Genomic DNA, 16,142 nt, shown 5'->3' with positions numbered 1-16,142 from the left:
GTCATGTCCGGCTCGGGCGGCTCACGTCGCGCCGTCCCAGCCAGGCGCGGCCTGGGGCCGGCGACGAACAGCGTCATCCCCCGGCGAAGGGAGGGAGGGCCTCGACGACGCAACCGTCACGTAGGATGACCCCCGCCGGATCCCGCCGGCCCACGGGCTGGTCGTCGACGAGGTAGGAGCACCGTCGCAGCAGCGCCGGCAGGGCCCCGCCGTGGCGGGCCGCGACGACATCGAGCAGAGCGGCCAGCGTATCCGCGCCGATCTCCTCCTGGGGCACCCCCGCGGCGTCCCTGGCGGCGGCCCAGTAGCGGACGGTCACCCGCGCGATCGACGCGGGCCGGCCCGCCCCTACGGTCTTGTCCGTCACCATCCTTCCGGCCCTTCGTCCGTCATCTTCACCGGAGAAACGGGAATTGGTACGAACGCGTGGGGGTCGATACACACCCGTAACATGCGCCGTGCCACCATCCGGCCGATGGGCTGCTCTGCCAGCCGATCTGCCAGCCGATGGATTCGGCGCATCCGAGCGGTGTCCCGCACGAACCACCGGCTGGTCGCGCTCGCACTGGCTACCGCCTCCGGGGGATACCGACGGCGATGACTGTGGACGGACTCCCCCACCTGGATCAGCGCGGTGTGCCGCAGCACGGCGGCACCGTCCACCAACCATCCCATCGACCATCCCGTGGGGCAGACCCACTGGTAGCCGAGTCGACGGGCCGCGCCGATGGCCGAGCCGATATCCAGCACCTCGAGGTCACCGAAAGTGCACAGTCTGGTGGATCGGCCGTACGCTTGCAGGTCCATGACCTGGACATCGGGATGTGAACGTAATCCGACCATCACTGCTTGCAGCGCCAGGCGTGACGTCGAACAGGAGAAGCCATGGGTGACCACTACAGCCAGATTGCGTGACGCACCGGACACCCGACCACTCCAGTGATCATGGCTCGTGGTCAGGATCTCACGATCCGCCGTAGGTACACGATCCGCCGTAGGTAGTGGCCCGTAGACGGTAGGAGCCGAGTAGGACACTCCGCTATCCTCCCCACATACCGGCCTTCGTTTCATGCCCATGACGGTCGTGAGACGCCCAGCGCCGGGCATCGAGTTACTCACCGGGTCGACGCTGCCTCACCACACACCACCTGGAGGAGTCGTCTTGAGCGTCGTCCTTTTGCTCACCAACGCCCCTGGCCCGTCCGCCGAGTCGTTTCCGTCGCTTGGGCTTCTCACCCACACCGTACGGGTCGCCCCGCTCGAGGCGAGCGCGCTGCTGGACGCCCCGCCGGTGGATGTGATCGTGGTGGATGGCCGCCGGGAGCTTGTGATCGCCCGCGGTCTGTGCCGGCTGTTACGCACCACCGGGCTCACCACGCCGCTGCTGGCGCTGGTGACCGAGGGTGGGCTGGCGGCGGTGTCCGCGGACTGGGGAGTCGACGACGTCGTCCTCGATTCCGCGGGTCCCGCCGAGGTCGAGGCCCGGTTGCGGCTGTCCATCGGCCGCGTCGCCGCAGCCGGCGGCACGGCCGAAGCCGGTATCATCCGGTCCGGCGACCTGTCGGTCGACGAGACCACATACTCGGCCAAGTTGCGGGGCCGGCCGCTCGAGCTCACCTTCAAGGAGTTCGAGCTGCTGAAGTACCTCGCGCAGCACCCGGGCCGGGTCTTCACCCGCGCCCAGCTGTTGCAGGAGGTCTGGGGTTACGACTACTACGGCGGCACCCGCACGGTGGACGTCCACGTCCGGCGGCTGCGAGCGAAGCTCGGCCCCGAGCACGAAGCGATGATCGGCACTGTTCGGCACGTCGGGTACAAGTTCGTCGCGCCGCCCATCGCGCCGCTGCCGGAGAACACCCCCGGGGAGGCCGGCCGGGTCGGCCGTGACGAGTCCCGGACCCCCGAGCGGGTCTGACGTCACCGCGGACACCCGTCCGCCGCGTGGCACCCGGTATCCCGGTACCCCGGCACCCCGGGCACCGTCAGTAGGACGGCACCGTCGGCGCGAGGCCCAGCTCCCGGCTCCCGGCTCCCGGCTCCCGGCTCCGGAAGCCAGGATTCGGCCTCGCGCCCGGGTTCTCGCGTCCGGGTTCTCGACCGCACCGTCGAAGGCCACCCAGCGTCATACGGTCGTCCGGTGACCTCACTGAGCTGGCAGCAGACCCTGAGCGCCATGGACGTGGACGACATCGTGAGCCTCCTCGCCGCCGCGGAGCGGGCGGACGGCTCCGGGCCGGTGTCCGAGGACGTCCGGCTGGCCCTCCGGCCCGGATTGCGGATCGGCGCGGGCCGGCACCTGCTGGCCGTGTCGGCCGCCGCGGACACGAGCGCCCCGAATATCCCGGACGCCCCTGGTGACCAGGACGCCGCGGACACGTCGACCATGCCGGGCCGCACCCCCGCCCGGCGGATCATCGGCTACGCCCATCTGGGCGGCGTGGACCAGGCGCGGCAGGCCGAGGTGGTCGTCCATCCCGACCACCGCGGGCGCGGCGTCGGCACGGCCCTGGTCAGCGGACTGACCGAGGCCCTCGCGGCGCCGTCGTCCCGCCTCGACATCTGGGCCCACGGCGACCTGCCGGCCGCCGCGGCATTGGCTACCCGGCTCACGTTCACTCGCACGAGGGTGCTGCTCCAGCTTCGGCGACCGCTGGCGACCGGGACGCCCCTGCCGGACCCCCGGCTGCCGGCCGGTGTGACGGTCCGCACCTTCGTCCCCGACCAGGACGACCAGGCCTGGCTGGCCGTCAACGCGGCCGCCTTCGCTGATCATCCGGAGCAGGGCCGGTGGGCCCTGGACGATCTGGCCCGGCGCCGGGCCGAGCCGTGGTTCGACCCGCGTGGCTTCTTCCTCGCCGAGCGCGACGGCGCACCCGTCGGCTTCCACTGGACGAAGGTGCACGAGACCGACCAGACGCCGCCACGGAACGCGCAGCCGGGGCCCATCGGCGAGGTCTACGTGGTGGGCGTGCTCCCGGGCGCGGGCGGCGCGGGACTCGGCCGGGCACTCACCCTGATCGGCCTGCGGCATCTGCAGGCCGAGGGGCTCGACTCGGTCCTGCTGTACGTGGACGAGGACAACGTCCGCGCCGTGCGGATGTACACCGGACTCGGCTTCATCACCTACGTCCGCGACGTCTCCTACCACTGGGAGAGGCCGTCCACGGGTTGATCCGGCCTGGTCCGGAAGACCCCGTGGCTCAGAGGCCGGAAGGCCCCCGTGGCTCAGGCGCCCTGACGGGTCGCCAAGCCGCGCGCGGGGGCGGAGTCGCCGTGATCGACGTCTATCACGGCACTCAGGTTCGTGACATGCAGCAGGCGATAGGCATCCTCGTTGAGGTTACGCAGCACGAGGCGGCCACCGGCCGACCGCTGACGCTGGTGGGCGAACAGGATGACCGCCAACCCCTGCGAGTCGAGGAAGCTCACCTGCTCCAGATCCACGATGATCTCTTTGACTCCGGCGACCCGTGCGTCGAGCAGTGCCTCGCGCAGGGGATCCAGGGACGAATAGTCGATGTCGCCGGCCGGATACACGACGATGGCATCACGGTCGGTCACCTCAACCCGCACGCTTGGCTCCATGGCTCCGCTTGCGACCGGACGGCGTGAGCGCCACGAGAAGCCGGCCGGGCTGCCTCCCGCGTCGCGCCGCGCCTTTGGGCAAGCGCGACCATGGCCCCGTACCCCGACCTAGGTACTTCCACACGCGGCCGACCCCCGCCGGGGGCGACTTCTCACCGCACGCTCGTCAGCACGCCTGTCCGCGCCCCGCCCGTCGTCATCCGCCCGTCGTCATCCGCCCGTCCGTCCCGCATGCTCCCCGCCGCGCGGGATGGGATGACGAGCTGCCCGATGAGAGCGTCTACGCATGGACATCGACCCGCCCCGGACCCCACCCCGGACCCCGGATGACGCTCACCCGGACGTCATCACCTTCATCGGCCGGATCGACGGCACGGTCATCACCGTGGGAACGCAGCCCAGCGTCCCGCGGAGAACCCCAGTCGTCGTTCTCCGCACCCAGTCGGCCCTGCTCAACGTTCTCTGCGTCGCGCATCTCGTGCCGGACGAGGCGCATCGGCTCGCCGCCCTGTTGTCCAGCGCCGCGCTCGCCACCGTGGGGCGCTCCGCGTCCCAGCCCCCCGGTGCTGCACCGCCGCCTGCCGACCTCGCCTCCGGGGTCCGCTCGCGGCACATCATCTCCGCTGGGGAAGGATCGAGCGCCGCGGAGCTCCGTCACGCGCTGGCTCTGCTACCAGCGGGGGCACGACTCGTCGATTTCGTCTCCGACACCGACGTCGCCCTCATCTTCAGCGTCGACGATCCACCCTGGCCGACGATCAACCTGGGCGGGGGGCCGTCCGGGTGACCGAAGGCCCGAGGCCCGGCCATGCGCCGTTTTAATCATCGAAAGGACGGCCAGAGCCGTGAGGGCAGCGGACCGACCCGACAGGCACCCAGCCGAGGCAGGCACCGCGCAGAGGCAGACACCCGACAGGCCACGCCGCCGTCCCGGCCATGTCCGGAATCCCGCGAGGAGGAGCACTAGCTTCACCAAGAGTGATCGATCGTACAAGTCTGTTCGCTTCCCCGGCCCAGGACAGCCCGACGACACCGGTAGCGGCACCGATGACGCTCGCTCGCGTCACCACCGGGCTGCGCCCAGTGATCAACGCTACCGGCGTCCTGCTCCACGGAGGGCTCGGCCGAGCTCCCCTGTCCGCGGCCGCCCGCGCGGCCCTCGACCTGGCAGCCGGCACGACCGACCTCGAGCTTGACCTCGGGACCGGACGGCGAGGACGACGAGGACGTACCGCCCTGGCCGCGTTGGCAGCCGCGGTGCCCGCAGCGGCAGGCGTGCACATCGTCAACAACAACGCGGCAGGGCTGATCCTCGCGGTGACGGCGCTGGCCGGGCGGCGGGAGATCGTGGTGAGCCGCGGGGAGCTGGTGGAGACGGCGGACGGGTTCCGGCTGCCCGAACTGCTGGTCTGCACCGGGGCTCGGCTGCGGGAGGTCGGCACCACCAACCGCACGACGCTCGGGGACTACGCCGACGCGATCGGGCCGGAGACCGGGCTCGTGCTGCGCGTGCATCCGTCCAGCTATCAGGTGGTGGGGCTGACTGACACCCCTGCGATCAACGATCTTGCCGCGCTCTGCGCCGACTTCGAGATCCCCCTCGTCGGTGACTGCGGCTCCGGGCTGCTGCACCCCGAGCCGCTCCTCGCCGATGAACCCGATGTCACGACCTGGCTCGGCTTCGGCGTCGACGTGGTCACGACCAGCGCGGATAAACTGCTCGGCGGTCCTCAGGGCGGCCTGCTGCTGGGACGTGCCGACCTGATCGACCGGATGCGTCGGCATCCGATGGCCCGGGCAATGCGGGCCGGAAAGCTCACGCTCGCCGCGCTGGAAGCCACCCTCAGCCACCCCGACTCCCCTGTCCGGCAGGCGTTGCACGCCCGACCGGAACGGCTGATGACGCGGGCCGAGACGCTCGCCGCGTGGCTACGGCGTTCGGGCATCGCAGCCTCGGCTGTAGCGAGTCGTGCGGTCGTCGACGGCGGGGGTGGATCGTCGCCGCAGCCGAACGACGCCGCATTCCGTCGATCGGACAGCCACCAGCGCGAGGGCGCACAAGACGAAGACGGCATGGCCCCGACGGGCCCCGCGGGCGGTCTGACGATCAGAGGGTTCGGCGGCTTCGGTCCGGAGCTGCCGAGCGCCGCGGTGGCCCTGGAGGCAGTCATCGCCGCCCCCCTGCGCCAGGGCGAGCCCTCCGTGTTGGGCCGGGTCGAGCAGGGATGCTGCCTGCTCGATCTGCGGACCGTTCCGGTGGAACTCGATCCCGTCCTCGCCGCCGCCGTGCTGACTGCCGCGACCGAAGCCGGCGCGACCACGATCACCGATGCCCCGACCGAGCCGCACATCGCCGAGGATGCCGACGTCATGACGATCGAATCCATGGGCATCCCGCGCGCCACCGTGCCCGGCCGACGGACGCCGTGAGCCTCGGCCGCCCCTACGACTCCCCGGCGGTCGCCGTCGCGGTGAGACGGCTGGGCTCGGTCACCGCCGCGCTGACCCTGCTCTGCTACGGGCTCGTCCACCTGCTCGTCTGGCCCGGCGCACCCACGGGGACCCCGGATGAACGGTACCGGTGGAACGGGGAGTCCACGCTACTCGACTCGTTACCGGGTGAGGCGGTCTGGAGCATCGGCGGCCTGCTGCTGGCAGCGACCCTGCTCGGGCACGGCGTCGGCGCGGCGGGACTCGCCGGGCTGCCCGTGGTTCACCGCCACTGGCTGGCCGCGACCGGATTCGGGGCGGCCTGTTCGCTGAGCCTGTTCGCGATCGCCTGGCCGGGGCTGGAACCCACCGCGACGGAGTTCAGCGCCGGTCCGATAATCAGCGGGCTGCTGCTGGCGAGCACGCTCGTCACCGGCTGGGCCCGGCACCACCCGCCCCACGCCGTCGCGTAGCGCGGTCCCGCTGCGAGGTCGAACAGCTTCGCCTGACGTGCGACCACCGCGCCGTGGCCCTCGTCGGCCGCGAGCACGATCCCTCACGATCAGTGGACGGCCGATCCAAACCTCGATCTAACGCTAAAACAACGGAGAAATAAGCGATTCACGGTTCGCTCGGCGGCGGCGGGGACCCGCGTCGCATCTTCGCATGTGGCGGGCCCGCCGACGGGCCTAGACATCAGAACATTATAGTACAAATATTATAAATTCCGGCATATAGCTCAAACTTCCGATTCGGGAAACTTGATTACCCATCGGCATCGATGCACCTCTTACGGAGACCGGAGGCCGTAGAGATGGTTCAGTATTTCGTTGTGTACTGGTTGCGCTGATTGTGATCCTTCAAAGAGTACGGCGGATGCAGTCGGCCACCTCGGATAGCGGCGTCCAGGGAGTCACGCAATGAGCGGGTACGACTATTCGGTTGCCATCCTCGGTAGCGGCATCGCCGGCTCGACGCTGGCCAATATCCTCGCCCGACACGGTCACAGCGTGGTTCTGATTGACAGTGGCACGCATCCGCGTTTCGCGCTCGGGGAGTCGACCATCGGTGAGACGACCTATCTGCTGAAGTTGCTCGCCCAGCGGTTCGACGTCCCCGAACTCGGCCATGTGAGCAGCTTCGAGGGCGTCCGATCCCACGTCACCTCGGCCTGCGGGGTGAAGCGCAACTTCGGATTCGTCTACCACCGCGAGGGTGCGCTCCAGAACCCCGAAGAGGTCACTCAGTGCAGCGTCTCGGAGTTTCCGAACGGCCCGGAAATGCACATGCACCGCCAGGACATCGATGCTTACCTCTTCTATATGGCCGTCCGTTACGGAGCTGAACCGCGGCAACGCACGATGGTGGAAAAAGTCGACTTCACCGACGACGCCGCGACGCTGACGACAAGGGCCGGCGAACGGATCAGCGTTCGCTACGTCGTCGACGCCTCAGGACGCAACTCCGTGTTGGCGAACCAGTTCGCCCTGCGAGAAGACCCCTGCCGGTTCCGGACGAACTCCCGCACCCTGTTCACCCACATGGTGGGGGTCACCCCCTTCGACGAGGTGACCCTCCCGAGCGGGCAGCCGTCGCTGTGGCACCAGGGAACCCTGCACCATCTGTTCGACGGCGGGTGGCTGTGGGTGATCCCGTTCGACAATCACCAGCGGGCCACCAACCCACTGTGCAGCGTCGGGCTCAACCTTGACTCGCGACGCTTCCCCAGGGATCCCTCGGTACCCGCCGAGCAGGAATGGAACGCTTATCTCGAGCGGTTCCCCAGTATCGCGCGCCAGTTCGCCGGTGCCCGGCCCGCCTGGGACTTGATCTCCACCGGTCGCACCCAGTACTCCAGCTCACGGACGGTCGGTGACCGCTGGGCGATGATGTCCCACGCAGCCGGGGCGATCGACGCGCTGTTCTCCCGTGGCATGGCCAACACCATGCAGGTCATCTACGCCCTCGCACCAGTTCTGATGGAGGCCCTCGCCGACGACGACTTCTCGGCGGAACGCTTCGGCCACATCGACACGCTCAACCAGACGATCCTGGACGTCAACGACAAGCTCGTACACGGCTCCTACATCTCGTTCCGCGACTTCGACCTGTGGCGGGCGTGGTCGAAGGTGTGGTTCCTCGGCTGGAACATGGGCATCTCCCGGATTGTCGGAACCTACTTCGGCTATCTGGAAAAGGGCGATCCGGCGCTGTTCGACCGCCTGCTCGACGCGCCACATCTGGGCACCTTCTGCCCCGACCTGCCGGAATTCCAGCCCTTCTTCGACTCGCTCAACGCCGTGATGGACGAGGTCGAGGCCGGCCGGCTGGCCCCAGCCACCGCCGTCGAGCGGCTCGCCACTCTGCTGGGCGGCGCCGACTTCCTCCCCACTCCGCTCCGGCTGGGCGATGTGCTGCGCCGCTGGCACGACGGCTCCTTCGAAGCCCAGCGCCGCATGTACGAGTGGGGGCGCACGAGTTCCCCCGAGCCGCTCCGCCGCTGGTACGGGTACGACCTCGACGATCTACTCACCCGCACGGGTGGGGTGCCCACTCCGGCAATCCTCTAAAGGCCGGGCCGCTAAAGGCCGATCCCGTCCCGCGTCCATCCGCGACGGGATCGTCCTAATCGATGGTACCCGCGGGACGGCAAGAACAGCCCGGAGGACGACGATACGATCGACGTCCTCGCCCTCTGCCCGGGCCAGAGGCATGGAGGGAGCCGCGGTGATGGAGACAATCATCCAGAATCGGGAGGACCGGATCCGGACGACGCCGGATCCGGCGTCGCCGTCCGTCCGCACCACGCCCCATTCACCGGCCTCCGCCCTGCTGGCGGCGCGGGTCATCGAGAAGATGCTGGGCGAGCTGACGTTCCACCATCTCGGCATCCTCGTCGCGGACCTCGATGCTGCCCGGGAACGATACGCCGTCTCCCTCGGGGTCGACGCGTGGGAGTCGCGGGTCGTCTCCGGCCCCGCCCTCTGGCGCGATCGACCGATCATGATCAAGAACGTCCGGATCGCGTTCGGCCGCTTCGGCAGCAGCCTGGTCGAGTTGCTGGAACCCGGCGACCGGCCGTGGACAGGGCGGGAAATTCTCGACCAACGCGGCGAGGGAATGTTCTCCATCGGCTACGAGGTCGACGACCTGCCGGCGTGCCTGCACCGGGCGGTCGCCGCGGGATGCCTGGTCGAGCAGCTCCGGCCGGACGCGCGGAACCCGCGACAGGCCTATCTCGACGCGGGTTCCGGACTACTGATCGAACTCATCCCCGAGGGCGCCGGACGGGACGGTTGGTGATTATTGTCCGAAACCTGCCGTCCTCGCGGACTTGTCTCGGCGGCCATCCAAATGTCATCATCAATCGAGACCGCCCGGCACCCCCCGAGCCGGGCGGTCTCTCTGTGGGTACGGGCCTCCCGATGTTCCGCGGGCGTATCCAGGTCGCCCCGCGGGCTTGAGCGCGCCCTCCGCGACAAAGCGCTCCATGCCGGCGACGAAGGCGCGCGCGTCCTCGGCGGGCCAGTCGTCGAGCATGCGCTGGAAGACGTCAGCCAGCCGACGCCGAGAGCGATCGATGGCGGCCCGGCCCTCGTCGGTGAGCGTCAGGCGGACCGCGCGGGCGTCATCGGGATCGGCCGAACGGCGCAGCAACCCGAGCGCCTCGAGACGATCACTGTGCCGACTCACCACCGAACGGTCGATGCCGATCTCCATGCTCAGCTTGCGCGCCGTGGTCGGGCCCGTGCGGGCCAGACCGTTGAGCACGGGGTAAACAGCCTCGTCGAGTCCGACGTCCGCCGAAGAGAGCAGCTCCCCGAACAGACGCGTCCGATTCGGCCGGGTGAGGAGAAGTCCGAGCGCTGCCGCGAGCCTCGCGCCGTCGTCTGAACCCACCACACGACCCTACTCTGCGTGCACCATGCATCAATTCGCGCGGGGCACGGATCCACGCGAGGGCACGGATCCACGCGGGGCAGCGACCCACGCGGGGCGTCGGCAGCGCGCGCGAGCGACGAAGACGAACGGGAGGAGGTGCGATGGCTCACACCCGACCCGACGGAAGGGGGGCGACTCCCGGGCGCGGCAGAATTGCCGCGGCGGCCCGTGCAGAACCACCGCAACACACCACCGCAACGCACCACCGCAACGCACCAGGCAGGCGCTAGCACGCGACCGCGGATCCGGAAGGCACACCTTGACGGGCATGCTCACAGCGCAGCGGACAAGCCCGATCGAGCGGATCACCGCCGATCATCGACGGGTCTCGGTGGACCTCGGCTCACGCAGCTATCCGATCGATATCGGTCCCGGGGTCCGCCGAATCCTGCCCGACATCGTCGCGCGGATCGGCGCCCGGCGGGCCGTCATCGTCTCGGCGCGGCCGCAGGACGCGGTCCCCGACCCGGGCGTGCCGGTGCTGCGGCTGGCCGCACGGGACGGCGAGACGGACAAGAACCTGTCGAACGTCGAGGCGCTCTGCGGCCGGTTCGCGGCTTTCGGGCTGACCCGGTCAGACGTCGTCATCTCCTGCGGCGGAGGGACCACCACGGACGTCGTCGGGCTCGCTGCGGCGCTGTACCACCGCGGTGTGGCGGTGGTACACCTCCCGACATCCCTGCTCGCCCAGGTGGACGCGAGCGTCGGCGGGAAGACGGCGGTGAACCTGCCCGCCGGCAAGAACCTCCTCGGCGCCTACTGGCAACCCAGCGCCGTCCTCTGCGACACCGACTACCTGCGGACCCTGCCCCAGCGGAAGTGGATCAACGGCTACGGCGAGATCGCGCGGGCCCACTTCATCGGCACCGGGGACCTACGCGGTCTGCCGGTGACGGAGCAGATCGCCGCCAGCGTGGCGCTCAAGGCCGCCGTCGTCGCCCGGGACGAACGGGACTCGAGCCTGCGCCACATCCTCAACTACGGCCACACCCTAGGGCATGCCCTGGAGCGCGCCACCGACTTCGCGCTGCGCCACGGTGAGGCGGTGGCGATCGGCACCGTATTCGCCGGCCGTCTCGCCGGGGAGCTCGGCCGGATCGGGGACGATCGGGTCCGCGAGCACCTGGACGTGGTCCGCGGGTACGGGCTGCCGACGGCACTGCCCACTGAGGCGGACGCCGCCGAGCTCGTCGCCGTGATGCGTCTGGACAAGAAGTCGACGAACACCGGCCTCACCTTCGTGCTCGACGGCGCGGACGGCCCACAGCTGGTGGGCGACATTCCGGAAGATCTGGTCATGAAGACGCTCGGCGACATGCCGCGCGGGCCGCTGGCCTGACGCCCATGCCACCGGCCCCGCGTGCCATCACGGGCACCACCCGCCTGTTCGCCGTCGTCGGGGATCCCGTCAAGCAGGTACAGGCGCCGTCGTTACTTAATCCGCTGTTCGACGAACTCGGGCTCGACGCCGTCCTCGTACCGGTGCACGCCCGGCCGGCGGACTTCCCCGCCGTACTCGATGGACTCCGGCGCATCGAGAACCTGGACGGCATCCTGATCACGATTCCGCACAAGGTCGCCGCCTGCGCCCTCGCCGACGAACGCAGTCCGGCGGCCGCGATCAGCGGGAGCGCCAACGCACTGCGCCGCGGCTCGTCCGGGCGCTGGCAGGCCGACAACTTCGACGGAGCGGGATTCGTCCGGGGGCTGACGGCCGCCGGACGCCCGGTGGCCGGAACGCGGGTCTCGCTAGTGGGCGCGGGCGGCGCCGGCAGCGCCATCGCGACCGCGCTGCTCGACGCCGGCAGCACGCGGCTATCGATCTACGATCCGGACCGGGAGAAGCGCGACGGCCTGCTCGCCCGCCTCGACGAGCACTGGCCGGGCCGCGCCGTCGGCGTCGCGGCACCCCTGCTGCACGATGTCGATCTCGCGGTGAACGCCACGCCGCTCGGCCTGCGTCCAGACGATCCGCTCCCCTTCCCGCCGGACGGGCTCGCGGCGGGCTGCGTCGTGGCGGACATCATCATGAAACCGCCCGACACCCGCCTGCTGCGGGCCGCGGCCGCACTCGGCCTGCCGACCCATCCGGGCATCCACATGCTCGCCCACCAGATCGGCTTCTACCGCTCGTTCTTCGATCTCGTCCCGGCGGCACCCGCCTGACGATCTGCGAGGGCTCATGCGTGCACAACCTCCAACCGGCTGTCTGGGTATCGACGTGGGCGGCACCAAGGTCGCGCTGCGCATCGAGGCCGCACAGGCCGGGGCGGACCCGACGGGAGGCGACGAGCAGGTCGGCCAGGCCGGACGGACCGGACGGTCGCGTCAGGCCGGTGGAGACAACCTTCCAGTGGTCGCCGTCGGCGACCGCCACCCAGGACATCGACGATCTCGCCGCACACGTTGCCGCGCTGACCGCCCGATGGGGCGGTCGGGTCGACGCCGTCGGCGTGGCGATGCCCGTAACCATCAACGCCGCCGGCCGGGTCACAACATGGCCGGGCCGGCCGGCCTGGACCGGGCTCGACCTCGGCGCCGCGCTGCGGGATCTGCTGCCGGGCACCACCGTGGTCTGCGGCGACGACGGCGATCTGGCCGCGCTCGCGGAGGCGGACGCGGCCGGCTGTGAGAACGTGGTCTACCTGGGGGTCGGGACGGGCGTCGGCGGCGGGATCGTGCTCGGCGGCCGGTCCTGCCCGGGGCCCGGTCGCGGCTCCAGCGAGATCGGACATCTGATCATCTCGTCCGGCGGGCCCAGCTGTGACTGCGGCCACCGCGGATGTGTGCAGGCAACCGCATCCGGGCCGGCCACCCTGCACCGGGCCGCCCAGCGGCGTGGTGCGGAGGTGACCTTCGCGGACCTGCGCGCAGCCTGGCTCGCGGCCGACCCCTGGGCGGTGCGGACAGTGGGCGAGAGCGCCGCGGCGATCGCCACGGCCGTCGTCGGGCTGACCGAACTGCTGCATCCCGCGATGGCGGTGGTCGGCGGCGGGTTCGCGGCCGGCCTGCCTGGATTTCCGCAGGCGGTCGCCGAGCATGCCCAGGCCCTTGCCCGCCCGGGACATCCGCCCGCGCCCATCCGCCCGGCGCTGCTGGGCGGCCTGTCCTCCCTGTTCGGAGCGCTCCTGGCGGCTCAGTCGCCGGCGAGGATCGGTCGGCCGGCCTGAGCCGCGGGGACACCGGCGGTGCCGGCGGGTTCGACCGGGTGCGGCCGGAGAAGGGACAGCAACTCCGCGGGCCGGCGCAGCACCGCGTCCGGCTCGGCCGCGACCAGCTCGGCGCCGTCCGCCTCGCCCCACAGCGCGGCCACCGCCATCACGCCGGCCGCACGCGCGCTCTCCAGGTCGGCGACCGCGTCCCCGATCATCATCGCCTCACGCGGCGCCACGCCCAACAGTTCGAGTGCCCGGTTCACGATGTCCGGCGCCGGTTTGGGACCGGCGATCTCATCAGAGCCGATGACATAATTGAAGATCGGCAGAATGTCGAGCTCACCCAGCAGGTGCCGGGCCCGTGGACCGGCCTTGCCGGTGGCGACCGCGAGCCCGAGGCCGCGCTCGTGCAGGGTCCGCAGCAGCGCGGCGATCCCTTCGAAAAGCACCACCTGGTGGGCCAGCCGATAGCTCTCGCGGACGAACGGCTCCTCCATCTCCAGCGGCAGATTCATAATCCGCATGATGTCCGGGAAGTACCGTCCCAGGTGCCGGTTGTACTCTTCGAACGGGGGCTCGCCGGGACCCACGACCTCGGCGTAGGCGATCGTGAACGCCTGTCGCATCACTCCGAAGCTGTCGACCAGCACCCCGTCGAGATCGACGATGACCGCACGTTTCCGCGCTCCGGACGCTGCCCCGGTCCCGGTGGTGGTCATGGCAGACCAGGGTTTCAGCTCAGTTCCCACGTGCCCCCCGGACTCGGCGTTGGGTGCCGTTCGATATTCGTGACGCAGGTCGTGTGACACAGGTGGTGGCCGCGTGGCCTCAGCGAGTCGCGTGCGCGAGCAGCGCGACGGACCGGTGCGAGCGCGCGGACTCGTAGAACCTCTCGATGGCGGCGATGGTCGGGCGAACCTCCTCGATCGCCCGCCCCCGGGACGCGGGATCCGCCAGCAGCCCGGGCAGTTCGTCGAGCTGACGGCGGTACTCCGTCCCGATCGGTTCGGCGGGCACAGGCACCGCCATGGTCTCGCCGGCCCGGGTGCGGGTCAGGATCGAATGATCCTGCCGGTTCGGGCCGAAACCGAACGTGCAGCGCAGCGACGCGGTGCCCGCGGCGCCCTCGACGTTGATCAGGGTGACGTCCCGGGCCTCGTGCGAGGCCCAGCTCGCCCGCAACGACACCGAGACCCCGTTCTCGGTGACCAGGAAGCCACGTGCGGTGTCCTCGACGTCACCGTCGATGCCGACGGCCGGCCCGGTGCCATCGTCGTGACGCCAGGAGGCTGCCCAGGAGCCATCGCTGACGAAGTCATCCGAGATCGTCCCGACCACTTGCTGGAAACGGACGCTGACCAGCAGCGGGATGTAGAGTGTCGAGCAGGTGCCAGCCGAGGTCGACCAGGGCCCCGCCGCCGGAGAGGTCCCGCCGGGTGAACCAGCCGCCGGCGTCGGGAATGCCCCGCGCCCGGATCCAGGCGAGATCGACGTGCCGGATGGCACCGAGCCCGTCGGCGAGCTCGTAGAGCCGGCTGACGTCCGCCCGGTACCGCGCGGCGCTCCCGGCGAGCAGGATGGCGTCGCCCGCGCGCTCGGCCGCCGCGAGCCGGTCGGCCTCGGCCGAGCTCAGGCACACCGGCTTCTCCAAGAAAACCGGAACACCGGCGCTCAGCAGCCGGGCGGCGATGTCGGCGTGCCGGTGGTTGGGCACCGCCACGACCGCAAGGTCGACCTGAGTCCGGTCGATCTCGTCGACGTCGGCGAGCACGGCCAAGCCCGGGTCGGCCCCGGCCGCCGCCCGGCGAGCCTCGGAATCGGAATCGACGGCCGTGACCACAACAAACTCCGGGTGTTCTCGCAGCCGGGGAAGCCAGATCGACCGGCCGGCCCAGCCCAGCCCCACCACGGCGATCCGCAGCGGAGTCCGCGTGGGGTTCCCGGTCTCGCCTCGGCTCACAATTCGGCCAGGGTCTCGGCCACGATGGCCGCGACCTGGTGCATCTGTTCTTCGGTGCCGAGCAACGTCCGGTGGTGCAGCCAGATGCCGTCCGCGCTGATTGCCTCGGTGTTCGGGCAGTGCTTCGCGATCTCGTCCACCGCCTTGTCCGGGGCGCCGGTCTCCCAGAAGCCGTTGGACCGGTAGATCGCCCGGAACGCGGCGAAAGCGGGCAGCCCGCGGTCCACAAGGGCGTCGACGAACGCGTTGCGGCGCTCCTCACTGAACCCGGGCAACCGGAACATTGCCATGTAGTGCGGATTGCGGTCACACCGGTCGTCGCGGCCCTGCGGGACGACGCCCGGGATGTCGGCAAGCGCCCCCGCCAGCACCGGCCAACGCTCCTCACGCGTGTCAATCTGGCCGGCCAGGCGGCCGAGCTGGGCACGCAGGACCGCGGCGGAGAACTCGTTGAGCCGGAAATTCGACCCGGAGGTCTGGTGGAAGTACCGGCGGTCCGTGCGTGGCCGCCCGCAACTGTGCCGCAGGAAGCCGAGTTCGTGCAGCTCGGCGTCGGGGAAGGTGACGGCGCCGCCCTCACCGGCGGTCATGAGCTTGCCGTTCTGGAAGCTGAACGCCGCCACCAAGCCCAGCTCACCGAGCTTCTTACCCTGCCACTGCGCACCGTGCGCGTGCGCCGCGTCCTGGATCAGCGGGACCCCGGCATCCGCGGACAGCTTCGCCAGGGCGTCCATGTCGCAGACCTGGCCCGCCATATGCACCGGCATGATCGCCCGAGTGCGTGGGGTCACCGCAGCTGCCGCGGCGGTGACCTCGATGCAGTACGTGTCCGGGTCGATGTCGACCGGCACGGCCACCGCGCCGAGGCGCTGGGCCGCCTGCGAGGAGGAGATGAAGGTGAACGCCGGCACGATGACCTCACTGCCAGGTCCGACCCCCAGGACCTGCAACGCGAGCTCCAACGCATGCGTCCCGTTGGTTACGGCGAGGGCGTGGCTGGCCCCATGGTAGGCAGCGAATTCCCGCTCGAAGGTATCGACCTCGCTGCCACCCATGCGCCACCATTGGCC

Annotated in this window: 18 protein-coding genes; 10 read left to right on the top strand and 8 right to left on the bottom strand. The window is 70.3% G+C overall.

Annotated elements, in window-relative coordinates:
- Nucleotides 1–73 precede the first annotated feature (73 nt).
- Both AC08OJ_RS04725 and AC08OJ_RS04720 read right to left on the bottom strand, forming a co-directional pair.
- The gene (locus tag AC08OJ_RS04725; protein ID WP_476595150.1) at nt 74–370 is read right to left on the bottom strand and encodes a MoaD/ThiS family protein; all 297 of its coding nucleotides are present in this window, start codon (nt 368–370) and stop codon (nt 74–76) included.
- Nucleotides 364–807 carry a hypothetical protein gene (locus AC08OJ_RS04720; RefSeq protein WP_476595149.1) on the bottom strand — a complete coding sequence of 148 codons (444 nt, stop codon included), beginning with the start codon at nt 805–807 and terminating at the stop codon, nt 364–366. The genes AC08OJ_RS04725 and AC08OJ_RS04720 overlap by 7 nt, the downstream gene beginning before the upstream one ends.
- 355 nt (nt 808–1,162) lie before the next feature.
- Between AC08OJ_RS04720 and AC08OJ_RS04715 the strand changes: the two genes are divergently transcribed.
- A complete protein-coding gene (locus AC08OJ_RS04715; RefSeq protein WP_476595148.1) occupies nt 1,163–1,915 on the top strand; it encodes a response regulator transcription factor in 753 nt (250 codons plus the stop codon).
- A gap of 222 nt (nt 1,916–2,137) precedes the next feature.
- Nucleotides 2,138–3,172 carry a mycothiol synthase gene (mshD, locus tag AC08OJ_RS04710; protein WP_476592284.1) on the top strand — a complete coding sequence of 345 codons (1,035 nt, stop codon included), beginning with the start codon at nt 2,138–2,140 and terminating at the stop codon, nt 3,170–3,172.
- A 53-nt stretch (nt 3,173–3,225) separates the two neighbouring features.
- Here the strand turns inward: mshD and AC08OJ_RS04705 are convergent, their stop codons facing one another.
- The gene (locus AC08OJ_RS04705; RefSeq protein ID WP_476592285.1) at nt 3,226–3,585 is read right to left on the bottom strand and encodes an STAS domain-containing protein; all 360 of its coding nucleotides are present in this window, start codon (nt 3,583–3,585) and stop codon (nt 3,226–3,228) included.
- 286 nt (nt 3,586–3,871) lie between these two features.
- Between AC08OJ_RS04705 and AC08OJ_RS04700 the strand changes: the two genes are divergently transcribed.
- The 5 genes from AC08OJ_RS04700 (at nt 3,872) to AC08OJ_RS04680 (ending at nt 9,318) form a co-directional block, all read left to right on the top strand.
- On the top strand, nt 3,872–4,372 hold the full coding sequence (locus tag AC08OJ_RS04700) for a hypothetical protein (protein ID WP_476595147.1): 501 nt from the start codon (nt 3,872–3,874) through the stop codon (nt 4,370–4,372).
- Between the two features lie 260 nt (nt 4,373–4,632).
- Nucleotides 4,633–6,015 carry an L-seryl-tRNA(Sec) selenium transferase gene (gene selA, locus AC08OJ_RS04695; RefSeq protein WP_476595146.1) on the top strand — a complete coding sequence of 461 codons (1,383 nt, stop codon included), beginning with the start codon at nt 4,633–4,635 and terminating at the stop codon, nt 6,013–6,015.
- Complete coding sequence (locus AC08OJ_RS04690; protein WP_476593406.1) at nt 6,012–6,488, top strand: hypothetical protein; 477 nt, start codon at nt 6,012–6,014, stop codon at nt 6,486–6,488. Before selA ends, AC08OJ_RS04690 begins: the two co-directional genes overlap by 4 nt.
- A 447-nt stretch (nt 6,489–6,935) precedes the next feature.
- Nucleotides 6,936–8,585, top strand: a complete 1,650-nt coding sequence (locus AC08OJ_RS04685) for an NAD(P)/FAD-dependent oxidoreductase (RefSeq protein ID WP_476593407.1) — start codon at nt 6,936–6,938, stop codon at nt 8,583–8,585.
- Between the two features lie 160 nt (nt 8,586–8,745).
- Nucleotides 8,746–9,318, top strand: a complete 573-nt coding sequence (locus AC08OJ_RS04680; RefSeq protein WP_476593415.1) for a VOC family protein — start codon at nt 8,746–8,748, stop codon at nt 9,316–9,318.
- A 60-nt stretch (nt 9,319–9,378) separates the two neighbouring features.
- On the opposite strand, the gene AC08OJ_RS04675 is transcribed toward AC08OJ_RS04680, so the two are convergent.
- The gene (locus AC08OJ_RS04675; protein WP_476595145.1) at nt 9,379–9,915 is read right to left on the bottom strand and encodes a MarR family winged helix-turn-helix transcriptional regulator; all 537 of its coding nucleotides are present in this window, start codon (nt 9,913–9,915) and stop codon (nt 9,379–9,381) included.
- A 310-nt stretch (nt 9,916–10,225) separates the two neighbouring features.
- Between AC08OJ_RS04675 and AC08OJ_RS04670 the strand changes: the two genes are divergently transcribed.
- The 3 genes from AC08OJ_RS04670 (at nt 10,226) to AC08OJ_RS04660 (ending at nt 13,127) form a co-directional block, all read left to right on the top strand.
- Entirely contained in the window at nt 10,226–11,296 is a 1,071-nt protein-coding gene (locus tag AC08OJ_RS04670) for a 3-dehydroquinate synthase family protein (protein ID WP_476593409.1), read from the top strand.
- A 5-nt stretch (nt 11,297–11,301) separates the two neighbouring features.
- Nucleotides 11,302–12,123: a shikimate dehydrogenase family protein gene (locus AC08OJ_RS04665; protein ID WP_476595144.1), complete on the top strand. Its 822-nt coding sequence runs from the start codon at nt 11,302–11,304 to the stop codon at nt 12,121–12,123.
- A 170-nt stretch (nt 12,124–12,293) separates the two neighbouring features.
- On the top strand, nt 12,294–13,127 hold the full coding sequence (locus AC08OJ_RS04660; RefSeq protein ID WP_476593411.1) for an ROK family protein: 834 nt from the start codon (nt 12,294–12,296) through the stop codon (nt 13,125–13,127).
- On the opposite strand, the gene AC08OJ_RS04655 is transcribed toward AC08OJ_RS04660, so the two are convergent.
- The 4 genes from AC08OJ_RS04655 to AC08OJ_RS04640 all read right to left on the bottom strand — a co-directional run.
- The gene (locus tag AC08OJ_RS04655; RefSeq protein WP_476593412.1) at nt 13,094–13,831 is read right to left on the bottom strand and encodes an HAD-IA family hydrolase; all 738 of its coding nucleotides are present in this window, start codon (nt 13,829–13,831) and stop codon (nt 13,094–13,096) included. The two genes, AC08OJ_RS04660 and AC08OJ_RS04655, sit on opposite strands and share 34 nt — an antisense overlap.
- Nucleotides 13,832–13,940: 109 nt before the next feature.
- On the bottom strand, nt 13,941–14,450 hold the full coding sequence (locus AC08OJ_RS04650; protein WP_476593413.1) for a hypothetical protein: 510 nt from the start codon (nt 14,448–14,450) through the stop codon (nt 13,941–13,943).
- Nucleotides 14,428–15,072, bottom strand: coding sequence for a Gfo/Idh/MocA family protein (locus AC08OJ_RS04645; RefSeq protein WP_476593414.1), 645 nt, complete (start codon nt 15,070–15,072; stop codon nt 14,428–14,430). The genes AC08OJ_RS04650 and AC08OJ_RS04645 overlap by 23 nt, the downstream gene beginning before the upstream one ends.
- Nucleotides 15,069–16,142, bottom strand: a 1,074-nt coding sequence (locus AC08OJ_RS04640) for a DegT/DnrJ/EryC1/StrS family aminotransferase (protein ID WP_476595143.1), incomplete at its 5' end; no start/stop codon positions are given. The genes AC08OJ_RS04645 and AC08OJ_RS04640, both read right to left, overlap by 4 nt.

The organism is Frankia sp. CgKIO3 (genome assembly GCF_977946435.1).
This window is presented reverse-complemented; position numbering and strand designations above follow the sequence as displayed.

Excerpts from the sequence above, each read along its gene's own strand:
- AC08OJ_RS04705 (WP_476592285.1), bottom strand. The coding sequence starts at position 3,585 with ATGGAGCCAAGCGTGCGGGTTGAGGTGACCGACCGTGATGCCATCGTC.
- AC08OJ_RS04700 (WP_476595147.1), top strand. The coding sequence starts at position 3,872 with ATGGACATCGACCCGCCCCGGACCCCACCCCGGACCCCGGATGACGCT.
- AC08OJ_RS04680 (WP_476593415.1), top strand. The coding sequence starts at position 8,746 with ATGGAGACAATCATCCAGAATCGGGAGGACCGGATCCGGACGACGCCG.
- AC08OJ_RS04725 (WP_476595150.1), bottom strand. The coding sequence starts at position 370 with ATGGTGACGGACAAGACCGTAGGGGCGGGCCGGCCCGCGTCGATCGCG.
- AC08OJ_RS04720 (WP_476595149.1), bottom strand. The coding sequence starts at position 807 with ATGGACCTGCAAGCGTACGGCCGATCCACCAGACTGTGCACTTTCGGT.
- AC08OJ_RS04655 (WP_476593412.1), bottom strand. The coding sequence starts at position 13,831 with ATGACCACCACCGGGACCGGGGCAGCGTCCGGAGCGCGGAAACGTGCG.
- AC08OJ_RS04685 (WP_476593407.1), top strand. The coding sequence starts at position 6,936 with ATGAGCGGGTACGACTATTCGGTTGCCATCCTCGGTAGCGGCATCGCC.
- AC08OJ_RS04665 (WP_476595144.1), top strand. The coding sequence starts at position 11,302 with ATGCCACCGGCCCCGCGTGCCATCACGGGCACCACCCGCCTGTTCGCC.
- selA (WP_476595146.1), top strand. The coding sequence starts at position 4,633 with ATGACGCTCGCTCGCGTCACCACCGGGCTGCGCCCAGTGATCAACGCT.
- AC08OJ_RS04670 (WP_476593409.1), top strand. The coding sequence starts at position 10,226 with ATGCTCACAGCGCAGCGGACAAGCCCGATCGAGCGGATCACCGCCGAT.